Annotated in this window: 26 protein-coding genes; 18 read left to right on the top strand and 8 right to left on the bottom strand. The window is 68.8% G+C overall.

The features are described 5' to 3' along the window. Positions 1 to 50: 50 nt before the first annotated feature. From dprA to ACFXN1_RS25810, 5 genes are all read left to right on the top strand, one after another. Positions 51 to 1208: a DNA-processing protein DprA gene (dprA, locus tag ACFXN1_RS25790; protein WP_379438732.1), complete on the top strand. Its 1158-nt coding sequence runs from the start codon at positions 51 to 53 to the stop codon at positions 1206 to 1208. A gap of 138 nt (positions 1209 to 1346) precedes the next feature. After that, a complete protein-coding gene (locus ACFXN1_RS25795) occupies positions 1347 to 1769 on the top strand; it encodes a zinc ribbon domain-containing protein (protein ID WP_379463685.1) in 423 nt (140 codons plus the stop codon). A 42-nt stretch (positions 1770 to 1811) separates the two neighbouring features. Beyond that, on the top strand, positions 1812 to 2735 hold the full coding sequence (locus ACFXN1_RS25800) for a tyrosine recombinase XerC (RefSeq protein ID WP_379438729.1): 924 nt from the start codon (positions 1812 to 1814) through the stop codon (positions 2733 to 2735). A 5-nt stretch (positions 2736 to 2740) separates the two neighbouring features. Continuing rightward, entirely contained in the window at positions 2741 to 3532 is a 792-nt protein-coding gene (locus tag ACFXN1_RS25805) for an N-formylglutamate amidohydrolase (protein ID WP_379438727.1), read from the top strand. Between the two features lie 84 nt (positions 3533 to 3616). Next, the gene (locus ACFXN1_RS25810; RefSeq protein WP_379438726.1) at positions 3617 to 4378 is read left to right on the top strand and encodes a siderophore-interacting protein; all 762 of its coding nucleotides are present in this window, start codon (positions 3617 to 3619) and stop codon (positions 4376 to 4378) included. A gap of 165 nt (positions 4379 to 4543) precedes the next feature. On the opposite strand, the gene ACFXN1_RS25815 is transcribed toward ACFXN1_RS25810, so the two are convergent. Beyond that, the gene (locus ACFXN1_RS25815) at positions 4544 to 4708 is read right to left on the bottom strand and encodes a hypothetical protein (RefSeq protein WP_379438724.1); all 165 of its coding nucleotides are present in this window, start codon (positions 4706 to 4708) and stop codon (positions 4544 to 4546) included. A gap of 287 nt (positions 4709 to 4995) precedes the next feature. On the opposite strand from ACFXN1_RS25815, the gene ACFXN1_RS25820 reads away from it, so the two are divergent. Further along, entirely contained in the window at positions 4996 to 5358 is a 363-nt protein-coding gene (locus ACFXN1_RS25820) for a hypothetical protein (protein ID WP_379438723.1), read from the top strand. 11 nt (positions 5359 to 5369) lie between these two features. Here the strand turns inward: ACFXN1_RS25820 and ACFXN1_RS25825 are convergent, their stop codons facing one another. The 3 genes from ACFXN1_RS25825 to ACFXN1_RS25835 all read right to left on the bottom strand — a co-directional run bounded on the left by ACFXN1_RS25825 (position 5370) and on the right by ACFXN1_RS25835 (position 7176). Further along, on the bottom strand, positions 5370 to 5879 hold the full coding sequence (locus ACFXN1_RS25825; RefSeq protein WP_379438721.1) for a DUF1990 family protein: 510 nt from the start codon (positions 5877 to 5879) through the stop codon (positions 5370 to 5372). Positions 5880 to 5881: 2 nt separating this feature from the next. Next, the gene (locus ACFXN1_RS25830; RefSeq protein WP_379438783.1) at positions 5882 to 6379 is read right to left on the bottom strand and encodes a M23 family metallopeptidase; all 498 of its coding nucleotides are present in this window, start codon (positions 6377 to 6379) and stop codon (positions 5882 to 5884) included. A 293-nt stretch (positions 6380 to 6672) separates the two neighbouring features. Continuing rightward, entirely contained in the window at positions 6673 to 7176 is a 504-nt protein-coding gene (locus ACFXN1_RS25835) for a GNAT family N-acetyltransferase (protein WP_379438719.1), read from the bottom strand. 256 nt (positions 7177 to 7432) lie between these two features. Here ACFXN1_RS25835 and rpsB point away from each other — a divergent pair, with 256 nt between their 5' ends. Further along, positions 7433 to 8284 carry a 30S ribosomal protein S2 gene (rpsB, locus tag ACFXN1_RS25840; RefSeq protein ID WP_379401174.1) on the top strand — a complete coding sequence of 284 codons (852 nt, stop codon included), beginning with the start codon at positions 7433 to 7435 and terminating at the stop codon, positions 8282 to 8284. Positions 8285 to 8392: 108 nt separating this feature from the next. Beyond that, positions 8393 to 9208 (top strand): translation elongation factor Ts, encoded by an 816-nt coding sequence (gene tsf / locus ACFXN1_RS25845; RefSeq protein ID WP_379438717.1) that lies wholly within the window; start codon positions 8393 to 8395, stop codon positions 9206 to 9208. Between the two features lie 72 nt (positions 9209 to 9280). On the opposite strand, the gene ACFXN1_RS25850 is transcribed toward tsf, so the two are convergent. The 4 genes from ACFXN1_RS25850 to ACFXN1_RS25865 form a co-directional block, all read right to left on the bottom strand. Beyond that, the gene (locus ACFXN1_RS25850; protein ID WP_379438715.1) at positions 9281 to 9628 is read right to left on the bottom strand and encodes a hypothetical protein; all 348 of its coding nucleotides are present in this window, start codon (positions 9626 to 9628) and stop codon (positions 9281 to 9283) included. Positions 9629 to 9920: 292 nt separating this feature from the next. Beyond that, positions 9921 to 10370, bottom strand: coding sequence for a hypothetical protein (locus ACFXN1_RS25855; protein ID WP_379438713.1), 450 nt, complete (start codon positions 10368 to 10370; stop codon positions 9921 to 9923). Positions 10371 to 10454: 84 nt separating this feature from the next. Next, the gene (locus ACFXN1_RS25860; RefSeq protein ID WP_379401178.1) at positions 10455 to 10979 is read right to left on the bottom strand and encodes a cupin domain-containing protein; all 525 of its coding nucleotides are present in this window, start codon (positions 10977 to 10979) and stop codon (positions 10455 to 10457) included. Positions 10980 to 10989: 10 nt separating this feature from the next. Continuing rightward, a complete protein-coding gene (locus tag ACFXN1_RS25865) occupies positions 10990 to 11874 on the bottom strand; it encodes an NmrA/HSCARG family protein (protein ID WP_379438711.1) in 885 nt (294 codons plus the stop codon). A 106-nt stretch (positions 11875 to 11980) separates the two neighbouring features. On the opposite strand from ACFXN1_RS25865, the gene ACFXN1_RS25870 reads away from it, so the two are divergent. The 10 genes from ACFXN1_RS25870 to ACFXN1_RS25915 all read left to right on the top strand — a co-directional run bounded on the left by ACFXN1_RS25870 (position 11981) and on the right by ACFXN1_RS25915 (position 24068). Further along, positions 11981 to 12853 (top strand): helix-turn-helix transcriptional regulator, encoded by an 873-nt coding sequence (locus ACFXN1_RS25870; protein ID WP_379438709.1) that lies wholly within the window; start codon positions 11981 to 11983, stop codon positions 12851 to 12853. 158 nt (positions 12854 to 13011) lie between these two features. Continuing rightward, complete coding sequence (gene pyrH / locus ACFXN1_RS25875; RefSeq protein ID WP_040859803.1) at positions 13012 to 13746, top strand: UMP kinase; 735 nt, start codon at positions 13012 to 13014, stop codon at positions 13744 to 13746. Between the two features lie 36 nt (positions 13747 to 13782). Next, on the top strand, positions 13783 to 14340 hold the full coding sequence (gene frr / locus ACFXN1_RS25880; protein ID WP_379438708.1) for a ribosome recycling factor: 558 nt from the start codon (positions 13783 to 13785) through the stop codon (positions 14338 to 14340). Between the two features lie 90 nt (positions 14341 to 14430). After that, positions 14431 to 15324 carry a phosphatidate cytidylyltransferase gene (locus ACFXN1_RS25885; RefSeq protein WP_379401220.1) on the top strand — a complete coding sequence of 298 codons (894 nt, stop codon included), beginning with the start codon at positions 14431 to 14433 and terminating at the stop codon, positions 15322 to 15324. A gap of 83 nt (positions 15325 to 15407) precedes the next feature. Beyond that, the gene (locus tag ACFXN1_RS25890) at positions 15408 to 15746 is read left to right on the top strand and encodes a CU044_2847 family protein (protein ID WP_379401182.1); all 339 of its coding nucleotides are present in this window, start codon (positions 15408 to 15410) and stop codon (positions 15744 to 15746) included. A gap of 6 nt (positions 15747 to 15752) precedes the next feature. Next, entirely contained in the window at positions 15753 to 17633 is a 1881-nt protein-coding gene (locus ACFXN1_RS25895) for a trypsin-like serine peptidase (protein WP_379438706.1), read from the top strand. Positions 17634 to 17643: 10 nt separating this feature from the next. After that, positions 17644 to 18660 carry an AAA family ATPase gene (locus ACFXN1_RS25900; protein WP_379438705.1) on the top strand — a complete coding sequence of 339 codons (1017 nt, stop codon included), beginning with the start codon at positions 17644 to 17646 and terminating at the stop codon, positions 18658 to 18660. 1 nt (position 18661) lies between these two features. Next, positions 18662 to 21067, top strand: coding sequence for an SAV_2336 N-terminal domain-related protein (locus tag ACFXN1_RS25905; RefSeq protein ID WP_379438703.1), 2406 nt, complete (start codon positions 18662 to 18664; stop codon positions 21065 to 21067). Continuing rightward, entirely contained in the window at positions 21064 to 22758 is a 1695-nt protein-coding gene (locus ACFXN1_RS25910) for a chloride channel protein (RefSeq protein ID WP_379438702.1), read from the top strand. Before ACFXN1_RS25905 ends, ACFXN1_RS25910 begins: the two co-directional genes overlap by 4 nt. 71 nt (positions 22759 to 22829) lie before the next feature. Beyond that, complete coding sequence (locus tag ACFXN1_RS25915; protein ID WP_379438693.1) at positions 22830 to 24068, top strand: aKG-HExxH-type peptide beta-hydroxylase; 1239 nt, start codon at positions 22830 to 22832, stop codon at positions 24066 to 24068. Positions 24069 to 24072: the final 4 nt, after the last annotated feature.

Consider the following 24072-nt stretch of genomic DNA (forward strand, 5'->3'; position numbering starts at 1 on the left):
AAGGCGCTGTCGGCGGGGCAGTTGGGGGTGGGAGTGCGGATGAGCGGCGGTTGGCTTGGGTGTATTTGTCGCGGGTGGTGGAGGGGCCCTGTGCGGCGTTGTCGGCGTTGATCGGGTCGGTGGGGGTGGTGGAGGCGGCGCGGGCGGTGCGGGAGTGTGCATTGCCCGAGGTGTTGCGGGGGCCTACCGAGCTGCGGCGGGGGATCGACCGGGCGGAAAGGGATTTGGCGTATATCGAGCGGTTGGGTGGGCGGGTGGTGACGCCGGACGATGCGGAGTGGCCGGCGTGGAGGATGCTCGGGCTGGGGCAGTTGGATCCGGCGCAGGATGCGGATGCGGCTGTGCCTCTGGTGTTGTGGGTGCGGGGGCCGCGGTCGCTGCTGGAGACCACCGAGCGGGCGATCGCGGTGGTGGGGGCGCGGTGCAGCACCGGGTACGGGAATCATGCGACCGGCGAGATCGCCGGTGAGCTCGCGGCGCGGGGGTGGACGATCGTATCCGGGGCGGCGTTCGGGATCGACGGGATGGCACACCGGGCCGCGCTGGCCGTCGGCGGTACGACGATCGCCGTGCTCGCCTGCGGTCCGGATCGGCCGTATCCCGTGCAGCACGATCAGCTGCTGGCCGAGATCGTCGATACCGGTCTGGTCGTCACCGAGTACCCACCCGGTACCTCCGCGCGCAAACACCATTTCCTGGCCCGCAATCGGCTGATAGCGGCATTCGCGGATGGTGTCGTGGTGGTGGAGGCCGGGATGCGCAGCGGGGCGCGCAACACGGTGAAATGGTGCCGCCGGCTCGGCCGGCCCGCGATGGCCGTTCCAGGCCCGGTCACCTCGGCCGCCTCGGTCGGCTGCCACCGCATGATCCGCGAGGGCGAAGCCTTCATCGCCACCCGCGCCGAGGACATCCTCGACGAAGCCGGGCCGCTGCGCCTGTCCCTGCCGGGCGCGGTCCCACCCAGCCCGGAGGACAATCTCTCCGGCGACGAGGCTCTGGTCTTCGCCGCCCTCCCCAGCACCGGTTCCCGCCTCCCTCGAGGCTTGGCCGCCGACACGGGCCTCCCATTGCCCGCGGTCCGTGCCACTCTGTCCGCACTGGAGATCGCGGGCTTGGTCGCCTGCGATGGCAACGGCTGGTACCGCACGAACCCTCCCACGACCTCAACTACCACCGCGATCGTCGCCGCCCATGAACAACATCGGTGATTGCTGTGATCCAGCTGGTTCGGATCTGTAAAAGACGTAGGCGACGGCACTGAGCTATCTGGTGTTTGTCGTGTGTCGTGTTGGTCGGTGCGTGCTGCTGTTCGGAAAGAGCTGAGAACGAGTTGGCGGATCTTGTTGGTGTGTCGGCTATTCGGGCTGTTGTGTCGTGCCGGGGATGCCGGGTTTTGCGAGTTGCGCCCCCAGCTCGGCTACAAGATCCGCCGTAATGGGGGCAAGCTGGTGGTGGCGGATCGGTTCTATCCCAGTTCCAAGACCTGCTCGTCGTGTGGGTTGGTGAAAGCCGAACTGGCCCTGTCCGAGCGGGTGTTCGTGTGCGATCGGTGCGGTCTCGTGCTGGATCGTGATCTCAACGCCGCCAGGAACTTGGCGGTGTTGGAGTCCACGCGGAGTTGCGGCGGGACGATAAACATGCCCGATGGAAACCATGTCAGACCCGGTTCGCCGGGCAGTGGTATCGCCACGGGAAGACCCGAAACTGCGGTTGCGGGCCAACCCTGTCCGAGCAATCGGGTGGGTCACGCAGGACGACACTCTGCGTGAACGGTGCTTGATATGTGGCGGGATTCGGGTCAGCGTGGACGGATGAGTGAGCTGCCCGAGGATTTGGAGGCATTGCTGGCCGAGTACGGGCGGCACTTGCGGTTGGGGCGGAATCGGTCGGAGCATACGGCGCGGGCGTATGTGGGCGATGCGCGCGGGTTGCTGGAGCATTTGCTGGGGCGGGCGGTGGATTCCGGTGTGGGGGAGGTGGATCTGGCGTTGCTGCGGTCGTGGCTGGCGGCGCAGGCGGCGGCGGGCGCGGCGCGGACCACCATGGCGCGGCGGGCCTCGTCGGCTCGGACGTTCACGGCCTGGCTGACGCGCACGGGGCGGCTGGCGGTGGATCCGGGGCCGCGGCTGGGGTCGGCGCGGGCGCATCGGGTGCTGCCGTCGGTGCTGGGGCGCGAGCAGGCGCAGGCGGCCATGGCGGCGGCGGAATCGGGTGCGGCGCAGCATGATCCGATGGCCTTGCGGGATCGGCTGATTGTCGAGATGCTGTACGCGACCGGGGTCCGGGTGAGCGAGCTGTGCGGGCTCGACATCGAGGATGTGGATCGGGAACGGCGGCTGGTGCGCGTGCTGGGCAAGGGGAACAAGGAGCGGTCGGTGCCGTTCGGTGTGCCCGCCGAGCAGGCGCTGGACGACTGGCTTCGGTTCGGTCGGGCCGCCTTCGCCACCCCGGAGTCGGGGCGTGCGCTGCTGCTGGGCCGGCGGGGCCGGCGCATCGACCAGCGGCAGGCCAGAACGGTTGTGCACGAGGTGGTTTCCGCCATTCCGGGCGCACCCGATATGGGCCCGCACGGTTTCCGTCACACCGCCGCGACCCATCTGCTCGAGGGCGGGGCCGATCTGCGGGTGGTGCAGGAGATCCTGGGCCACGCCAGCATGGCCACCACACAGCTGTACACCCACGTGTCGATCGATCGGCTCAAGAAGGTGCACGACCAAGCCCACCCGCGCGCCTGACCGTCATGCGAATCCCCGACTCGGCCGAACTGCTGCCCGGTGCCGACGATTCGCCTGTGGTGCTGCATGTTCCGCACTCCGCCCGCACGATTCCCGCCGCTGTCCGCGCGGAGCTGCTGCTCGATGACGCGGCGCTCGACCGAGAGCTCGACGCCATCACCGACGCCCATACCGCGCGGCTGGCCGGCGCGGCCGCGCGCCTGTCGCCCACCCGGCCATGGCAATTCGTGAACCGGCTGTCCCGGCTGGTCGTCGATCCGGAGCGTTTCCCGGACGAGCGCGAGGAGATGCTCGCGGTCGGCATGGGCGCGGTGTACACCGCCACCACGGACCGGATGCCGTTGCGGGCGGGCGATTTCGATCCCGCACCCTTGCTGGACCGCTACTTCCATCCCTATGCGCAGGCCATGACGGATCTGGTTGCCGATCGCCTGTCGGCGACCGGCCGTGCGGTGATCATCGACGTCCACTCCTACCCGGCTCGGCCCCTGCCCTATGAGCTGCACGGCGACGCACCACGTCCGCCGATCTGCCTGGGCGCGGACGCCTTTCACACGCCGCCCGATCTGCTCACCCGTGCGGCCGCGGCCTTTGTGGACTTCGGCGGCGTCGGCGTCAACAGCCCGTTCGCGGGAACCTATGTGCCGCTGGGCTTCTACGGCACCGAACCCCGCGTCACCGCGCTGATGGTGGAGATCCGCCGCGACCTGTACCTGTCCGAACCCGGCGGCCCGCCCGGTCCCGGAATCGATCGCCTGGCCGCCGCCCTGGCCGCGCTCATCGCCGATATCCGGTGACCGACGGACTATCGAAATACTATCGACGACCTATCGGAATTCATGCTAGCGTCACTTAGGTAATCCTAATTATGGAGGTGTCCTTTGGCGCGCACACGCATCACGCTGGTGGTCCAGAACACGATCCGACTGACCGATCACCTGATCCGGGTCCGCCTGGGCGGCCCCGGCTTCGCGTCCTTCCAGCCCAACGACCGCACCGACGCCTACGTCAAACTGGTCTTCCCCGGTGCCGGCGGCGACACCGTGCGCACCTACACCGTGCGCGAGGTGGATCGCGCGGCGCAGGAGCTCGCCATCGATTTCGTCTACCACGGTGACGAGGGCGTCGCCGGACCGTGGGCCGCCGCCGCCCAGCCGGGCGACACCATCGATCTGATGGGCCCGGGTGGCGCCTACGCCCCGCGTTCCGACGCCGACTGGCATCTGCTGGCCGGCGACGAATCCGCACTCCCCGCCATTGCCGCGGCCTGCGAGTCGCTCCCCGCCGACGCGGTCGGGCAAGTATTCGTGGAGGTCGCGGATCCAGCCGACGAGCTCGCCTTCGCACACCCGGAGGGTGTGGAGCTGACCTGGATTCACCGCGGCGAAAACGAACCGGGAGTGCGCCTCGCCACCGCCGTCCACTCCGCCCCCTGGCGCGACGGCCAGGTGCACGTCTTCATCCACGGTGAAGCACAGGCCGTCATGCACGACCTCCGCCCCTACATCCGCAAGGACCGCGGCGTCCCCGCCGACTGGGCATCCATCTCCGGTTACTGGCGGCGCGGCCGCACCGAGGAGGGCTTCCGCCGCTGGAAGTCCGAACTCGCCGAACGCGAAAAGGCCACCCCCGCAGCCCTTTAGCCGATCCACTCCTCCCGGCTCGGGTGTCCCCTGCGGCCCGCCGCATGCATTTGCGGCGGGCTCCTCGGGCACATCCCCAGCGTTCCCGCAGCACATAACCGAGATCAACAATGCCGCTGTCGCAAGGCGCACAGCACGACGACGCGCGGCTCGCTGCGGGATGGGTCAGACGAATCCCATGTCGACGAGGTCGAATCTGTTGGGGCGGGCCACATGCCGCTGCCCGGATCCGCCGACGACTCGGCACCAGCTTTCGACTGTCAGTTCCGGTGTCGCGCCCGGCTGGGACAGCTTGATGCTGAAGCCGCCGTACATTCCGGGCACGGTCATCCATATGAGCGGGGTTTCGGCCTCGGTGAGTGGACCGTGCTGGGGCAGTCGTAGCCGGGTTTCCGGGACGAAATCGTAGGTGCGGCCGGTGATTACGGCGTCAACACGTATTCGAGTTGGTCGAGGTGTGGTTGCTGGACCGAGCGGCGGGGCTGTGGTGTGAGGATCGCCTCCAGGTGCATGTGTCCCCGCCGTGCCAGGCGCCCCTTCGGACAATGTGTTTCGGTCCCGGACGCCCCACCACCGCAGCGCCATACCCGAAACCGTAGCGGGTAGCGTCGATGATCATGACGAACCCATCCTCACTGCGTGAACGTCTGCGCGCCGCGCTGCCCGTGGCGATGAAGGCTCGCGATCGCAATGCCACCGCGGCGCTTCGTTCGGCTCTGGGCGCTATCGACAATGCTGAAGCTGTGGACGGTTCCGATGTTCGTGCCGGGGCCATCGAGTCCAGTGCTGTGGGGCTGGGCGCGGCTGAACGTGCCCGCCGGGACCTCAGTGAATCCGATATCGCCGGTATCGTGCGCGCTGAGATCGACGACCGTCTCGCTGCCGCAGGGGAATACGATGCGCTCTCCGGTGGGGCGGACCGTGCCGCCTTGCTGCGCGCCGAGGCCGCTGCCCTCTCGGCTCACCTCGCGGATGGCTGAGGCCGTGCGCTTCAGCGTGGCCGGATGGTTCCGATGTAGCGGTGTGCGAACCAGCGTTGGATGAGTCGCACGATCGGGCCGCCGAGCCGGGTGTACCAGGCGCCCGGTTTCGAGAACGCGGCAATGAGCCCGTGGACCGAGCCGTCGGCGGGGTCGTATTCGACGCAGAACAACTCCTCACCGCTCTCGGGGTGGCCGGGGAGCGTCCCATAGGCGAAACCGCGCCGATCCGGCTCGTCGAGGACGTAGACGACCCGGCACGGCGCACTCACGCCGATCGGCCCCAGCCCGAGCCGCACGGTCAGCTCGGTTCCCGGCTCGGCTACCGGCGTGGTCGCGTTCTGGAAGATCCCGGTACCGCGCTGCATCCCGTACCCGAGAATGTGTTCGGCCGCCTGCTCGAACAGCGCTCGGCCCGAACCGATGTGCCTGCGTAGCCGGAAGTGGTCGTAGCCCGGCGGAAATTCAGCCGCAGTCGCGCCGACATCGGAGTAGGTGAAGGGCGCGGGTTTCTGCGACATGGTCACCATCCTCGCTCGGTTTCGAAGTTCACGTCCATCCGGCCGGGACGGGCCGGGATGTCGCCGGTGAGGGGCTTGAGCCGGATCGGAGTGCGGTGGAGCAGCCCGAGCGGATCGAGGTATTCGCGGTCCCGCCGCGCACCCCAGTGCAGGCATGGAGAGCAAGGTGGGTGTCCGGCCTCCAGCAGCCCGATCGGTGTGCCGCGAGTCAGCCTGCGGCCCACGGGAATTGCCGCGGTGACCGGCTCGTAGGTCGTTCGGAGCCCGCCGGGATGGTCGATGGAGACAACCGGTTTGTCGGCCACGATTCCCGCGAAGACGACGATGCCGTCCCCGGCCGCGAGCACCACCTGCCCCCGATCGCCCGCCAAATCCACCCCGCGATGCCCCGGCAGCCAATCGTGTTCGGGCTTGTCGAAGGTGCGCACGACCCCTGGCCGCGGCCGCAGCGGCCAGTCGAAATCGCCGACGGGCGCAGGTGAACCGCCGGCAGCAGGCATGGCGGCGCACAGCCCGATCAAGCTCGTCGCGCACGCTCCGGCCACGACCCGGACGACCGTGCCGTATGGACCATGCTCACGCGATGCGAGCCGAAATCCGGTGTGCAGTCCGGGGGAAACGCCCGCGCCCGTGGCATTCGAAGCCGTCATGGACGGCACGGCTGAGACGTCGGCGTGCTGGGTGGGAGGCGGTGTTTCGGGCATGGGAATCAGCCTGCGCCGTGGTGGGGGCGGTGGGCGAGAGGGTGCACGGCGAGTGTGGATGACACGACCGGTTGTGGACAGCGTGAATGTCAGTTGCTGGGTCGCGTCAGGGCGTAGTGGATCATCGGGCCGAGTACGCCCTGGACGGTTTCGTAGGGACGCATTCCCAGGCGCTCGACAACGGCTCGTGAGGCGGTGTTGCCTTCGTCGATTTCGGCGAGGACTCGATCCAGCCCGAGCGTGTCGAATGCGTAGTCCAGGACCGCGGCTGCGGCCTCACCTGCCAGGCCGCGGCCCCAGCGGGCCGGGGTCAGGCTGTAGACGATCTCCAGGTCGGGGCCGCCGCCGAGTCCACGCAATCCAGCGGTGCCGAGCAGTGGCCCGCCGTGCCTTTCTCGGAGCGCCCAGAGCCCGAAATTCACGGTGGCGAAACTATTTTCGGAATTCGTGATGATCCGCGTGACCTCATCGACGGAGAGCATTTCGCCGTCGAAGAGGAATTCGCGGACGAGCGGGTCATGCCACAGCGCCACGAGTTCGTCGCGATCGCTCGCGCACACCGGTGTGAGCGCCAGTCGCCCGGTTTGCAGCATTGCCCCACCGTAGGCCCCTGACCTGCGATTGCGCACCGAGTAACGCACACCCCTCGGGCCCGATTTCGGTCTGACGCCTCTGCTGCGTAAACTGATCCAGCGGTTTGCGTTAACGCAGACCGACTTCGCGCGCCCACAGTGAGTGTCGCCGGCTGGTCCCCCTGATTCGTTTTCGGAGGGTTCCGGTGGCCGTGAGCGCCAGGGCAGGGATCGCCGATTCCTGTGTCAACCAGCAACGAGAGGAAGTTACGGAGCCATGGCTGTCGTAACAATGAAGCAGCTGCTCGACAGCGGCGCGCACTTCGGTCACCAGACCCGCCGGTGGAACCCGAAGATGAAGCGGTTCATCTTCACCGACCGCAACGGCATCTACATCATCGACCTGCAGCAGACGCTGACCTACATCGACAAGGCCTACGAGTTCGTCAAGGAGACCGTGGCCCACGGCGGCACCGTTCTCTTCGTCGGCACCAAGAAGCAGGCCCAGGAGTCGATCGCCTCCGAGGCGACCCGCGTCGGCATGCCCTACGTGAACCAGCGCTGGCTGGGCGGCATGCTCACCAACTTCTCGACCGTCCACAAGCGGCTGCAGCGCCTGAAGGAGCTGGAGTCGATGGAGCAGACCGGCGGTTTCGAGGGTCGCACCAAGAAGGAAATCCTCATGCTGACGCGTGAGAAGAACAAGCTGGAGCGCACCCTGGGCGGCATCCGGGACATGGCCAAGGTTCCCTCGGCCATCTGGGTTGTCGACACCAACAAGGAGCACATCGCCGTCGGTGAGGCTCGCAAGCTGAACATCCCGGTCATCGCGATCCTGGACACCAACTGCGACCCGGACCTGGTCGACTACCCGATCCCGGGCAACGACGACGCGATCCGCTCGGCCGCGCTGCTGACCAAGGTCGTCGCCTCCGCCGTCGCCGAGGGCGTGCAGGCTCGTGCCGCGCGTGCCACCGGCGATGCGAAGCCCGAGGCCGGCGCCGGCGAGCCGCTCGCCGAGTGGGAGCAGGAGCTGCTGGCTCAGGCCACCCCGGCCGCCGAGCCGGAGACCGCGGCCGAGGCCGAGCTGAAGGAAGAGCCGGCCCCCAAGAGCCCGGCCGACTTCTGATTTCCAGCCGCGAGGCATCTGTTCACCTTGCCGACCGCTCATGTTCCATGACGGTCGGCAAGGTGTGACCCCCACAGACTTTCACTCACAAAGGGAGGCTCGCCCGAGATGGCGAACTACACCGCCGCCGATGTGAAGCGGCTCCGCGAGCTCACCGGCTCCGGCATGATGGACTGCAAGAAGGCGCTCGAGGAGAACGCGGGCGACTTCGACAAGGCCGTCGAGTTCCTGCGTATCAAGGGCGCCAAGGATGTCGGCAAGCGCGCCGAGCGCGCCACCGCCGAGGGCCTGGTCGTCGCGCAGGACGGCGTCCTGATCGAGATCAACTCCGAGACCGACTTCGTGGCCAAGAACCAGGAGTTCCAGGACGTCGCGAACGCCATCGTGGCTGCCGCCGCGAAGGCTCGCCCGGCCGACCTGGACGCCCTGAAGGCCGTTGAGGTCGACGGCAAGACCGCCGACCAGGTGCTGCAGGAGCTGGCCGCCAAGATCGGCGAGAAGCTCGAGCTGCGCCGCGTCGCCACCTTCGACGGCACCACCACCGTCTACCTGCACAAGCGCGCCACCGACCTGCCGCCCGCCGTCGGCGTTCTGGTCGAGTACACCGGCACCGGCGCCGACGCCGCCCGTGCGGCCGGCATGCAGGTCGCGGCCCTCAAGGCCAAGTACCTGACCCGCGAGGACGTCCCGGCCGAGCTCGTCGCCAAGGAGCGCGAGATCGCCGAGGCGACCGCCAAGGAGGAGGGCAAGCCGGAGGCCGCCCTGCCGAAGATCGTCGAGGGTCGCGTCAACGGCTTCTACAAGGACGTCGTCCTGCTGGAGCAGGCGTCGGTCACCGACTCCAAGAAGACCGTCAAGCAGCAGCTGGACGACGCCGGTGTCACCATCACCCGCTTCGTCCGCTTCGAGGTCGGCCAGGCGTAATCGCCTGAAGCATCGAAAAGGCCCCTCGCCCATCGGTTTCCGACGAGCGAGGGGCCTTCTCGTATCGCCGCGCTACCTGGCGCAGTTCCCCCAGCCGCCGCCGGAGGAGCCGTTGATCAGCAGCCATCCCAGCTGCCCCAGCCCGCTGCTGCCCTGACCGCACGGAAAGCTGTAGCCCGAGGCGGAGAGGAGCAGCTCTGCCAGGGTTCCGGTGCCGACCGGGGCGGAGCTGAAGGGGTAGATCAACTGCTGGCTGCCGGTCACCCCGCTGCCACTCGAGGTACCCGCGATATCGGAGGTGCTCGGGGGCGCGGCCGGCTCGAGGGTGATGTCGGCTGTGGCGGGGCCCGCGGCGGCGATGGCCCCGGCGATTGCGAGGGTGGCCAGTCCGGCCCGGATGGCGACGTTGCGCGTGTTCACGATTTCTCCTTGTGATTCTGAATGTGATTCTGAATGCCCTACTGCGCCGGGAACGGAATCCGGTTCAGCCGCAGAGTCCGTGGCAGGGGTCTTTCGACGGCGGGGCGAGCAGTTCCCCGAGGTAACCGAGGAAATTGCTGCTGCCGGAGGGGAGAGTCGGGCCGCTGCTCCCGCTGTCGGTGCCGGTTCGGCGGGCGTGTGGGGTACCTCGGACGAGACCTGCCCGCGCAGCCGATGACGCCCATCGCGAGTGCGAGAGCCGCGAATCCCGTTCGGGCAGTGTGGTTTCTGATCACGACGCGCACCCCGCGCCCATATACCAGGTCCCGGTCGTCAGGCTCATCAGCAGCGCGACCGTGCTGGCGAGAACGCTGTTCGTGTGCGGGTTGGACAGGCTGGTGCACGGGACGTAGTCCAGGGCTTTCAGGATCGTCTCCGCGACGGTGCTGTTGCCCATCGGTGCGGAACTGAAGGGATTGACGAGCTGCTGGCTTCCGGTCGCCGAGCCGGAGGCCGAACCGGAACTGGTTCCGCCGCTGGTTCCGTTCTCCTTCTGGCCGCTTCCGGTCACGGGATTGAAATTGCCGCTGCCGGTGGAGGAGTCGGCGATGGCGGACGGGCTGGAGGACGAGGGGGGCTCGAGGGAGATGTCCGCCGCGGCGGGGCCCGCGGCGGTCGCGAGGGTCGCTGCGAGGGCGAGGGCTGCGAGTCCGGTCCGGACCGTGCGGGTCTTGGTGTCCACGCGCCGAAGATATGTGAAACAGCTTCATTTTAAACAGGATTGAGCGCCCCCTGTTTCTTGGGCAATGCTTCCCGGGGCCGGGCGTCAGGTGGGTCGGTTCTGTAGTGCCGTCAGCTGGTGGATGTCGTGCTTCAGCCGTAGCTCGGAGATAGCCTCCGTGGTTGCCGAACCGGACAGTAGCAGGTCGCTCAGCTCGGCGAGGTACTTTTCGTGCCCGGCCGGCGTGACCATGAAAAGCATTCTGGCGGTGGTGGTTCCGGGATTGTGGAAGGCGTGGGGGCAGCCGGCGGGCACGTACATGAAGCTGCCCGGGCCGCCGCGGTAGACGGGCGTGCCGTCGGCGGCCTGCCAGGTGAGCCAGTCACCCACGGCCTCGGCCTCGGGGTGGAAGGCCAGCAGGTCCAGTTCGCCGTCGACGATGTAGAAGATCTCCTCAGCGTGCCCGTGCCAGTGCGCGCCGACGTCGAAACCGGGCGGAACCTCGGCCTCGAAGGCGGACCAGGCATCGGAGTGGTCGGCCCCGACCTTGAGCGTCATGGTGGGCTGCACCTGCTCACCCACGCCGGGTGGCAGCAGCAGGCCGTCGGCGGCCAGTAGTCCGTCGGTCATGGTGTGCTCCTCAGAGGGTCCAGTCGGTGGCGGTCAGCCAGGCGTCGAGGGTCATCAGGTCGGGGAGGGCCGCGCGCAGGGCGGGCACGTCGATGGCCGGGGCGGGGCGGGAGTTGAAGAAGGCGAACATCTTTCCCACCTGCTCGTCGAAGGCGCGGATCTGTTCGACGGGGACCTGGACGGTCCGCGGGAGCAATCCGGCTGCGCGCGCGAGGGTTTCGGCGATCTGCGTGGGCGTCGGGCTGTCGCCGGCGAGGGTCAGGGTGCGGCCCAGGAACTCGGCGGGGCGGTCGAAGGCCAGGGCGGCGAAGCGGCCGATATCGCGGATGGCGATGAGCGGCATGGGCAGGTCCGACGGGACCGGCAGGGCGAGGACCAGGTGGTCTCCGTCGCGGGCCGGCCGGTTGTAGGTGGCGAAATTGTCCATGAACGACACCGGCCGCAGCACGGTCGCGGGCAGTCCGAGGGCGCGGATGTGGTCCTCGATGTGCTCCTTGGCGTCGTAGTACTCGATGCCGGAGCCCGCTCCGACCCCGTGCAGCGAGCTGTAGACCAGGTGCGCGACACCGGCTTTGGCGGCCAGGTCCGCCACCGCCTTCCCGCGCCGCTCCTCGTCGGCGACGGCGGCCAGGCTGATGTGGACGCCGTCCATCATGGTCAGCATGAGGAAGACGCCGTGTGTGCCGTCCATGGCCGTCCGCAGCGATTCCTCGTCGTCCAGGTCGCCGACGGTGAGCTCGGCCCCCGCGTCCCGCAGCCGGCGGGCCTGCGGTGCGTCCGGATTCCGGACGAAGGCCCGGACCGGCCGGCCCCGCTCCAGTAGTGCGGTGGCGGTGGCGCTGCCTTGCCGCCCGGTTGCTCCGATGACCAGTACCGGTCCGTTGTCCGCGCTCATCTCCAGCTCCCGTCGCGTCGATCTCGATTCGACGGTAGGAAGCCGCGTGCGCGCCTGTCCTGGTGGCGATAATGCTAGGCAGGTCTCTGTACAGGGGGACGGCCGAATGGTAAGTGGCAAAGGCACTTCCGGCTCGCATCACGTCTCCGCCCGGCACGTGCAGCTGGGCGAGTTCCTGCGGGCGCAGCGGGCGCGGTTGCAGCCGGGGGACGTGGGCCTGGTGCCGTATGGCGATCCCGCGCGGCGGCGCACGCCCGGATTGCGGCGGGAGGAGGTCGCCGAACTGTCGGGGGTGGGGGTGACCTGGTACACGTGGCTGGAGCAGGGGCGCGAGGTGGCGGCCAGCCGGCAGGTCATCGACGCCCTGGCCCGCACCCTCCGGCTGGATCCCGATCAGCATCGTCACCTGCGGTTTCTGGCCGGTCTCGCGGAGCCGGAGGACGCCGAGCCCGAGGCCGACCGGTCTCGGCTGCAGCGCCTGGTGGACGCGGTCATGCCCAGTCCCGCCAGCGTGTACGACGCCGGATTCGACTATCTGGTCTGGAATCGGGCCTATGTGCTGGTCCGCGACGATCCCCTCGCCCTGCCGCTGGAACGCCGCAATCTGCTCTGGATGATGTTCACCGAGAACGCGAACCGCATGCGCCTGTCCCATTGGGAGCGTGCGGCCCGCGCTCTGGTCAGTCAGGTGCGCGATGCCGTCGGCCGTCGCCCCGACGATCCCCGGCTGGCCGCCTTGGTGTCGGAATTGTCCGTTGTGAGCCCGGACTTCCGTCGCTGGTGGTCGGAGTATCCGGTGCGCCGATTCCGGCCCGCCACGATTACCGTGCGCCATCCGCGGGCCGGGCCGATCGAACTCGAAGTATTCCAATTGCGCCCGGTCGAGTACCCGAACCTGCTGATGGTGGTGCAGGCGCCCGCCACGCCGGTCGCCGCCGGGCGAATAGCCGCGGTCCTGGCGGCCGGGCAAATCGGGTAAAAGTTACGAATCGGTAGGCCGTATCGAGGGTCGGGTCACGTTCGCCACCGGTCGTGAGGCAGGATGGATGGAGCTTTCAAGCCGTCCCGTGCAACTCGTCGGCCGGGATGGTCTTTTCACGTGCGTGCGCACGCTCGACCGCCGAGACAAGGAGACCGATGACGGACCCGGATACCGCCCCCGATCGCAAGGGATACCGCCGAGTGCTCCTCAAGCTCGGTGGCGAGATGTTCGGCGGTGGTCGGGTGGGTCTCGATCCCGATGTGGTGCAGGCGGTCGCGGAGCAGATCGCCGAGGTCGTCGAGACCGGTGTCCAGGTGGCGGTCGTCATCGGCGGCGGCAACTTCTTCCGCGGCGCCGAGCTCGAGGAGCGCGGCATGGAGCGGGCCCGCTCGGACTACATGGGCATGCTCGGTACCGTCATGAATTCCCTTGCGCTGCAGGACTTCCTGCAGAAGCAGGGCATCGACACCCGGGTGCAGACCGCCATCACCATGGGGCAGGTCGCCGAACCGTACCTACCGCTGCGGGCCAAGCGGCACCTGGAGAAGGGCCGCGTCGTGATCTTCGGCGCGGGCATGGGCATGCCCTACTTCTCCACCGACACCACCGCCGCCCAGCGCGCGCTGGAGATCGGCGCCGAGGTGGTCCTGATGGCCAAGGCCGTGGACGGCGTCTTCACCGCTGATCCGCGGGAGGACCCCGACGCCACCATGTTCACCGAGATCACCCACAAGGAGGCGTTGGAACGCGGCCTGAAGGTCGCCGATGCCACCGCTTTCAGCCTGTGTATGGACAACCAGATGCCCATGCTGGTGTTCAATCTGTTGACCAAGGGAAATATCGCCCGTGCGGTCGCCGGTGAGAAGATCGGCACGCTGGTCCGGTCATGACCGAGACAAGAACGATGACGCAGTGGAGGAATCGCCGTGATTGAAGAAGCGCTCTTCGACGCCGAGGAAAAAATGGAGAAGGCCGTCTCGGTAGTGAAGGACGATCTGGGCTCCATTCGGACCGGGCGCGCGAATCCCGGAATGTTCTCGCGAGTGGTGGTCGACTACTACGGTTCGCTGACGCCGATCACCCAGATGGCCTCCATCACGGTGCCCGAGCCGCGCATGCTCGTCATCAAGCCCTACGAGCAGTCCCAGCTGCAGCCGATCGAGACCGCGATCCGCAACTCGGACCTCGGGGTGAACCCGACCAACAATGGCGACATCATTCGCGTCAACGTCCCGCAGCTCACCGAGGAGCGCCGGCGGGAAATGGTCAAGCAGGCCAAGTCCAAGGGCGAGGACGCCAAGATCTCGATCCGCAATGTCCGCCGCAAGGCGATGGACGAGCTCGGCCGCATCCAGAAGGACGGCGAGGCCGGCGAGGACGAGGTCGGCCGCGCCGAGAAGGAACTCGACAAGACCACGCAGAAGTACGTCGCACACGTCGACGAACTGGTGAAGCACAAGGAAGCTGAGCTGCTCGAGGTCTAGGACGGCCGACGCCGGCCGGGGGCAGGGACGAACGGACGACAAGTGAGCGACGGGACAATCGTGGCCGAAGAGACTGCCGCCACCGGCGAGATGCCGGAGGACGCCGGCGCACCGCCGGCGGGCGTGGAGTCGGCAGGGCCGGGGAATGACGAGGGGAAGCCGCCCGCGTCGAAGGCGGGCCGCAACCTGCCGGCGGCGCTGGCGGTCGGATTCGGGCTGGGGTTGTCCCTCATCGCGATTCTGCTGTGGGCGCCCAAGGTGCTGATCGGCGTGATCGCGGTGGCGATCGCGGTGGCCACCTGGGAGGTGGCCAAGCGGCTGCGTGAGGCCGATGTGCTGGTGCCCCGGATTCCGCTGCTGGTCGGCGGGCAGGCGGTGGTGTGGCTGGCCTGGCCGTCCGGGCCGCAGGGGGTGCTGGGCGCCTTCGGCGCGACCGCGCTGACGATCATGGTGTGGCGGCTGTTCGACCACGGCCTGCGGGCCACGCCGCGAAACTACCTGCGCGACACCGCCATCGCGGTGTTCGTGCTGGCCTGGATTCCGCTGCTGGCGGCCTTCGCGGTGCTGATGCTGCAGGAGGACGAGGGCAACCTGCGGGTGCTCACCTTCATGATCCTGGTGGTCTGCTCGGACGTGGGCGGCTATGTGGCCGGTGTGCTGTTCGGCAAGCACCCGATGGTGCCGCACATCAGCCCGAAGAAGTCCTGGGAGGGCTTCGGCGGATCGCTGGTGTTCTGCGTGATCGGCGGCCTGCTCACGGTGACGCTGCTGCTGCAGGCGAACTCGATGATCGGCGTGCTGCTCGGCGTGGGCCTGGTGCTGGTGGCGACCAGCGGGGACCTGATCGAATCGCAGGTCAAGCGGGAGCTCGGCATCAAGGACATGGGCACGCTGCTGCCCGGCCACGGCGGGATCATGGATCGTCTGGATTCCATGCTGCCGTCGGCCTTCGTGGCCTGGCTGGTACTCACCGCGCTGCTCTGACGCGTTGAAACGGTTGCCGCTCAGAATGTTTCGGTGGTTCAATGCAGGGGCGCTGACGCGGCAGCGGTGACAGGGGGGCGACCATGGGCGACATCAAGCAGATCGAACTGCCCGACGGCACGGTCATCCACGCCCGGGTCATCTCCGATGAGGACGACCAGGCCGGTGGTGACGCCGGCCTCGGCGACTACTTCAAACTCGAGAAGTTCGGTGACACCGTCAAGGGTGTGGCCGCCTCGGTGCGCCAGAGCGTTTCCGGTCTGCGGGCCGACAAGGTCTCGGTCGAGTTCGGGCTGGAGCTGTCCGTCGATGCCCACGGTGTGATGGCCGTGCTGGCCTCCGGCGGTGCGAAGGCGTCGGTGAAGATCAAGCTCGACTGGGAGCTGGACGCGCGCGATGCGGGGGACCAGGCGGCAGGGTGATGCCGGGTGCCAGATGACACAGCCGAACTGCTGAAAGGCGCGACCGCCGAGGTGGTTCCGGTGCCGCGGCGGCGGGATGGGAAGTCGCTCGGCACGGCGTTCCGGGTGGCTCCCGGCTTCGCGATCACCGCCGCGCATGTGGCTCGCACCGAGGGCGCGCGGGTCGAGCTCCGCTTCACCGGTGGGACCTGCGCGGCCGAGGTCGTGGTCGCCCACCCGGCACCGCCGGACAGCACTCGGTGGGACTTCGACGATATCGCCGTGCTGCGCATCCTCGAGCCCGACACGGTGCGGGCCGTCCCCTGCGTGCTCATGGCCGAACCGGTGCCGGAGCCCGGGGACAAGCTGCTCATCTGCGCCTACAACCCGGGCTATGTCGCGGACTTCGTCGAGAACTATCGCGATTGCGTTGTGCGGGAACCGCATCCGCCGAAGTTCTGCACCGTCGACGGGACTCGTGCGGTGATCCAGGGCATGTCGGGCGGACCGGTGTGGTCGGTCCGGCACGGCGGGGTGTTCGGGTTGGTGAAGGGGAGCGAGAACTACAACGCACCCCAGGGCGGCGCGGTGGCCCTGCTGCTGGACGGCCTGCGGCGGCTGTGCCCACCGGAGCTCTATCAGGAGATCATCACCTCGCACGACCGGTATCACAGCGCGAATCAGCTGTGGTCGGACCGGTTGTCCGGTCGTTCCGCGGCACTGCGCCGCTGGATGATCGATCTGCACGGCCTGCTCGCGCAGATTCCGGCGGGCCCCGGCCGGCTGGCCCCCGAGGAGTTGGTCAGCCACCTCTTCCGCGACTTCGTCCGGCCGCGTGAGGTGAATCGCCTTGCGACACTGCGCGATCTGGTCGAATTTCTGGGGACCGAGTTCCCGCGGCCCAATGAGGCCCTGGCCCGCTTCTGCATCCTGGTTTCCCGGCTGCTGCCGGGACTCGACAAGGCCGTTCTCGAGGGACTGCAGCGCATCAAGGGGCGCATACTCACGCCCGCGGCACTCGAGGCGCTGGAGCAGTATCTGGTGGCGCAGCTGCCCGAGGCCGCGGTGCGCACAACGCTTTTCGGCGTGATTCAGCCCAGCGAAGAGCCGAAGGTCGAGGGGCGGCCCGCATCCTTTCGCTACGAGGTGCACCAGAGATTCGACGACCAGGAAATCCTGCAGATCGAGGACGCACAATCCGATGAGCCCGGCGAATTCGATCCGGTCAAACAGGAATTGAAGTCGGCGCTCGATCGCCAGTTGAGCAAAACCCGGGCAGCGACGCACGGGGTCGAAATCGTCGTCGCGCTGCCCGACGAATTTCTCACCGAGGAACCCCTGTATGAATGGCGGCGCCCGGATGCGCGTCCGTTCAGCAAATACGTGATGCGATTGCGCCGCAGCAGTACCTGGGAAAAGGACGACGAGAAGATCGTCGAAGTCGAGGAGCGTTATCGGCGGCTGCTGCGGCAGGCGTCCGACGGGGTGGTCTGGATCTGCTGTGCCGACCCGCGCGCTCAGGATCTGGGTCTGCTGCAGGAGCTGTTCGTCTACGACGAGGACGATCTGGCGCCGCACGACAGTCTCGCGATCACCGAACCGCCGACCGTGCACGCCCTGGAGGCGTCCCGGAGCAACGCCCTGCCGGTGACGGTCTGGCGCACCGAACGCTGCCCCGATCACCCGGTGGGGGGCGCGCCGTGCGGCGGGTTCCGATTCCACGCGAAGCTGACCGCGTGGCTGCAGAGCGAACCGCCGGCGGACTGGCACGCCGCAGTGTGGCGCGAACAGCGCCGGCCGCAGCCCTCGGCCCAGCGAGATCAGTTCTGGCGCAAGATCGTTTTCCTGTTCGACAAGCCGGGGGAGAGCCGTCGCCGGCCACCGCTGGCAGGTCCGCGGATGGCATGAGGGAGTGGGGATGACAGCACCCAATTGGCATGTGTTCCATGGTTCGGGGGAGCCGCGGCCCGACGGCTGGGACGCCGTGCCGCCGCCCATGCTCGCGCGCACCTTCACCGGCGCGCCGCTGGTGCCGCCGCCCCGGGAGCGGGCGGATCAGCCCGACCAGATCCGGCGCAAGCTCGGCGCGGGCGACATCGGCGCGCACCAGTTGCGGCCCGACGATCTGGATGTCATCAACGCCGCGCTGCTGTGCCGCAGACCGTTGCTGGTCACGGGCGCACCGGGATTGGGGAAATCCTCGCTGGCCTATCTCATCGCCCGCGAGCTGGCGCTGGGGCCGGTGCTGACCTGGCCGATCACCAGCCGCAGCACGCTGCGCGAGGGGCTCTACCACTACGATGCCCTGCGGCGCTTCGAGGAGGCGCAGCTGCCGGACGCGGGGCGGGTGGAGCTGGCCGACTACATCACCCTCGGACCGCTGGGCACCGCGCTGCTGCCGTACCGGCGGCCGCGGGTGCTGCTGATCGACGAAATCGACAAGGCCGATGTCGATCTGCCCAACGACCTGCTGCACGTCTTCGAGAACGGCGAGTACCAGATCGACGAATTGCGCCGAATTCGGGCGCAGCGCGAGACAGTTGACGTTTTCACCCACGAAGGCCGGGAACAAGTCTCGATTTCCGAGGGTTTCGTGCAGTGCAACGCATTCCCGATCGTGATCTTGACGAGCAATGGGGAGCGCGAATTCCCGCCCGCCTTCCTGCGTCGCTGCCTGCAACTCCAGTTGGCGAAACCCGAACGCGCGCAATTGGAGCGCGTGGTCGCCGCGCATCTGGGAGACTCGGTGGTGCGGGAATATGACGAGATTATCGAGACTTTCATCAGACGACGGGATGATCTGGGAACACTACCGACCGATCGGCTTTTGATCGCTCTGCATGTTCTCACCCGGGCCGCCGGCGACGATCTGAACCAGGAGGGACGGAAACGGCTGGCGGAGCGTCTGATGCAGCCGACGGAGAGCGGGGGCTGAGGTGGGAAGCCTGTCCGAACTGCTGGAGGCTCTGCGCGGGCTGGAGATGGACCCCGACCAGGTCGCCGAGGCGCTCTGGCTCGCCAAGCACATCGAGGATCAGCCCGCGGCCACGACACCGGCGCTACCGCCGGCGGCCGAAGTACCTGAGTTCGAGCCCATTTCGCCGATTTCGGCCCTATCGCCGCCGGACCTGCCGGTGGCGCCCCGGGCCGCGCCTGCCGCGACACCCGGCCGCACCTACGGCTGGCCCTTCCGCGCGGAGATCGAGGTCTCCGCACCCGCACCGCTGGATTCGGAACTGCGGCTGTTGAGCGAATTCCGCCCGCTCGGACAACGAATCCCGGATCCCGACCAGCGCGAGTTCGACGAGGACGCGACGGTGCAGCGCAGCGCGAGCACGGGCGTGGCCTGGCCGGTCACCCGCCCGGCGCTGGTGCGCCGGCGCGAGGCCGCGCTGGTGTTCGACCGGCATCCGTCCATGGTCGCCTGGGGCGGCCTGGCCCGCGCGGTGCGAGAGATGGTGGAGAAGGTCGGTTTTCGCCAGGTGCGGGTCTGGTATCTGGACGAGGACGCGGCGGGCGCGCTCCGATTGGCCACGGGCGCACGGGAACCCGCGGACCGGGCGCTGTCGGAGCTCTACGACGCCTCGGGCAGCCGGGTGATCATGGTCTTCAGCGCCTGCCTGGGTGACGCGTGGCAGTGGGGCACGGCCGCGGCGGAGCTGCAGCAGCTGGCCAAGGTGTCCCCGGTGGCGGTCATCCAGCCGCTGCCCAGCAGCATCTGGAGTAGGACCGGTCTGAACTGGGAGCAGGGCCGAATAACTCCGGTGATCCCCAACTGTCCCTCGCCGCTGCGCGTGGTCGCGCCGGCGGGTTCCGGCCCGATGCCCGTCCCGGTGCTGGAGATGACCCCGGGCTGGATCGCGCCCTGGACCGAGCTGCTGACCGGCCGCCGCCGGGCCGCCGGTTTCCCGCTGCTGAGCCGCCCGGTGAGCGACCCGGACCGCTCGCGCACGCGCGCCGCCCGGCAGAACGCCGAACTCGGGGATCGTCCGCTGGAACGGGTGCGCCGCTTCCGTTCGGCCTCCTCACCGGACGCCTTCCGCCTGGCCGCCAGCCTGGCGCAGGTGCCGCTGCTGCTGCCGATCATGCGGCTGGTGCAGCGGGCGGTGCTGCCCGGCACCCGAGCGAGCGTGCTGGCCGAGGTGCTGGCGGGCGGCCTGATCGAGGAGGCCACCGAGACCTCCGCGCCGCCCTACACCATTCCCGAGGACAGCCGGGTGTTCGTCTTCCGGCAGGAGGTCGCGGCCATCCTGCGGGACGCCCTGCCGCGCAGCGAGGCGACCGGGGTGCTGAATGCGGTCTCGCAATTCATCGAGACGCATTACGACGTGCCCGGAAAAGTCTTCCGGGCCACCGTTTCCGAGCCGTCCTCCGGCGGTGGTGCGCCTTTCGCCTATCTGTCACCGGAAACCCTGCGGCGCATTGCCCCGAGCTTTCCCGATCCGCCCAGCGAACCGCCCGACGAGGACGACCGCCGCCGCTATGACGCGGTGCTCAGTGATGCCGTGGCAACGGTCGCGCTGGATGATCCGGATCTCGCTCTCACCCGCTGCCGGTACGCGCTGGCCTCGGTCCCGATGGGTTATGCGCCGCGAATCACGGTGCTGCACAGCATGACAATGCTTTTGCGCGTCCGCTGGGAGCGTTTCGGCGACACCTCGGACCTGGACGAGGCGATCGCGGTGGCGAAAACCGCGCTCACCGAAATGCCCGACGCGGAGGACGATCCGGAATTCGTGGCCGAACTCGGCGGGTTGCTGTTCCGGCGGTATTCCGCGGTCGGCGGGGTGGACTTTCTGATCGATTCCACCCGGGTGCTCCGCATCGTGGCGGAGGCCGTGGACCCGTACGGCCGGCTCGGTGTCCAGGTTTCCGAACAACTCGGTGACGCCCTGGTGCTGCGCTGCGAGGTGGCCGCTGAACCGCTGTACGCATGGGAGGCGATCGATCGATACCGGGCGGCCGTCGAGGGCGCCGACGAGTCGCGTGGGCCGGTGCTGTTGCTCAAACTGGCGCGCGCACGACTGGACGTCGTGGTGTTGTCCGCGTATCCGGACAGCACGGTGGCGGAGCAGCTGCTCGAAGACTTCCGTTATGCCGCACCAGAATTGACGAATGCCGGCACCGAACTGAACGAGGTGGCGCGCGAATTCGTGCGGCGGGTGGAGTCGGGCGCGGCCACCGGGCGGTTGGAAACCACCTTGATGTACCGGCTGGCCGGGATTGTGCGGGCGGCCCTGCCGGGCCTGATGGACTCGCCGGCCGAGCCCGGATCGGCACTGTCGGCAGTGCGGGCACTGCTGGAACTGGCACCGCCGGAAGCGGAGTCCAGCGGTCGATGACGGAGGTCGGCACCCGACGGCGATCACGCTGGGGCATTCGCGTCGCGGCGCTGCTGATGGTGGCGGTGGCGGCCGGGCTCGGCGCGGTCGCGCTGCGCGGCGCGCTGGAATTCGCCACCCCGCGGCTGCTGGGCGCGGTCCTCGCGTTGCATCCTGTCGAGGGTGGGCTGTGGGAGCCGACGCAGGTCCTCGCCCATGACCGCCGCGTGGCTCTGCTGCCCGTCATGGTCGCGGCCGGAATGGTACTGGCCGTGCTGTTTTCGCGGTGCAACGGAACCTCGGTCGATCGCACCGACCGGACCCCGGTCAATGGCACCGACCGGACCCCGGTCAATGGCACCGACCGGACCCCGGTCAATGGCACCGATGGCGTGATCGCCGCGATCAACGGGCGGGATCTGGCCGGTCTGGATACCCGTGGCGCGGTGGTGAAGCTGGCCGGGACCACCGTCACGCTGGGCGCGGGCGGGTCCGGCGGGACCGAGGGGCCGGTGGTGCAGGTGTCGGCATCGCTGGCGGCGGTGGTGGCGCGGCGGCTGCGATTATCGGAGGGGGAGAGCGGGCTGCTCGTGGCGGCCGCGATGGGGGCGGGTGTCGCCGCGCTGTTCCAGGCGCCGATCGGGGGCGCTCTGCTGGCCGGGGAACTGTTGCGCAGGCGCGGAATCGATTGGACGGCACTGATTGTCGCGATTCCCGCTGCCTTCATCGCCTTCGGTGTCTTCGTCTCGGTGTACGGCTATCGGCCTTTGTTCGGTGCCGCGCAACTCGGTGGTGTCGGGAGCTGGACCTCCCTGGCCTTGCTGGCAGCCACCGGGCTGAGCTGCGGCCTGCTGGCCCGTGTGTACGTGTGGACCTTCGGGAGCACCGGGCGGGTGCTGGCTCCGCTGCGCCGGTGGCCGGTAGTTGCCGCAGCCGTGGGCGGCGCCGCAGTGGGTGCCGTTGGCATCGTTGTTCCCATGACCCTCGGGACCGGCTACGGCTCGGTGGCCGCCGAACTGTCGGAGGTCCGGGTCGCGGCAATTCCCCTGGGGGTCTTGGCGATTCTGCCGCTGGTCAAGATTGCCGCCACCGCCGTGACGTTGCAGTCGGGCGGCGTGGGCGGCGTCTTCGGACCGGCGATGGTGATCGGCGCCTCGGCCGGGGCGCTGTGCTGGCGGCTCGCGGTGGCCGCCGGCGCGCACCCGGGCCCGGTCGCGCTGTTCGCCCTGACCGGTCTGGCGGCCACCCTCGGTCCCGCGGTGCGCGCGCCCTGGGCCGCGCTCTTCCTCGCCACCGAGGCGAGCGGAAACCTGCTGCCGCCCCTCGGCATGCTCATCGCTGTCGCCGTGGCCTACCGGTGCGCGGGCGGCGCCACGCTGTTCCCGAGTCAGTTGAATGCTCAATTTCCAAGGCGCTACCGGCAATTGGAGGTTTCGGTTATGTTGAAATCAGCCGCCGGTGTCAACAGAAGGTGGGCGGATCGCATGTTCGGTGGGGTCTGGTCGCGACACCGGAAGCGGTCGGATCCGCCCGGGGGAGGATGTGCGATGGAGCCTGAGACAGCGCGTGGTGTTCCCGATTTGTCCGATATTTCGCTGGATTTGCTGGCTTGTTCCGATCGGCCGGACATCGGGCAGGCACTGCGGATCGCCCTGGCGCGCAGGGCATCCGCCGGGATCATCTTCGCGGGGCACAGCGCGGGTGGAGCATGAAGCGGCACAGCGCGGGTGGCGCATGAAGGAGCGCAGCGCGGGTGGCGCATGACTGCGCGGCGGATCGGGTCATGAGGTCCCGATTGAGCTGCGGCACAGAGCAGCTGGCGACCCTGACGGTACCGGCGGATCAGATCGGCGCCCTGGCACGGCTGTCCGACGAGCCGGGCACCCTGGGCCTGCTGCAGCGATCCCGGCTCAGCCGGAACCTGGCCTTCCTGGCCGCCATCGTCCGCGCACCCGTGTCCGATGACTCTGTGCGCACCGCATTCGAGCTACTGGCCGAGATACAGCGCAAGCACCCCGACGCGGTGCGCGATACCCTGCAGCACCCGCGATTCGGGGCCTGGGCCGCGGTGTGCGCCGCGGCGCTCGCGGCCGATGGGGCGGACGGGGTCGCCGATGCGGTGCCCGCCGCACACCTGGCCTCGTTCGCCGCGGCGGCCGCGATCCGGACGGGGACGCCGTTCGACCTGTGGTTGCCGGCGAGCGGGGACACCGTCGTGGTGCCGGGACTGGGCTGCTGGACCGGCCCGGCCGCGGACCCGGCCCGGGTGCGTTCCACCGGTTCGACGACGCCACCCGAGATCGGACAGCCGTGGATGTCGGTGCGGCGGTTGGCCGCTCGCCTCCCGGACGGTGTGGTCACCGTGGAGTTCGACGACCTGCCGCCGACACCCGCCGCCTGGCCGGACCTCCCGCCCGCTGATCCGCGGCGTCGCTGGCAGCCCTGCCCGGAATCCGAATTCGACGGCTGGCAGCGATTGTTCGAACCCGCGCTGAAGCTGCTCTGGCAGACCGTGCCCGAGCTGGCCGGACCGCTGTGCCAGGGCATGCGGGCGATCATGCCGCGGTCGCAGGGCGCGTCCAGCTTCGTCAGCTCCACGCTGGCCGACTCCTTCGGCGCGGCCGCCATGGTGCGGCCGCCGGACGAGCTGGCCGCCGCGACCGCACTGCTGCACGAATTCCAGCACTCGAAGCTGTGCGCGCTGATGGAGGTCGTGCCGCTCATCGCCGTCGAGGGCGCGGCCGACCTGCCCTCGCCGTGGCGACGGGAGCCGCGGCCGGCCAGCGCTGTGCTGCACGGCATCTACGCGCATCTGGCGGTGGCGCGACTGCATGCGCGGGCGTCCCGGCCCGAGGGCTACCACGTCGACGGCGTCCTGGTGCGTGAGCAGACCCTCGACGCCTGCGACACCCTGCTGCACTCGGATCGGTTGACCCCGACCGGTCACCGCTTCGTCCAGCTCATGCGACACACCGCACTTCACGACGGCCGCACCGCGGCCACGAACCGGCGAACGGAGTAGAGAC

The sequence above is a fragment of the Nocardia sp. NPDC059154 genome (assembly GCF_042755705.1).
In the GTDB taxonomy this organism is placed as follows: Bacteria; Actinomycetota; Actinomycetes; order Mycobacteriales; family Mycobacteriaceae; genus Nocardia.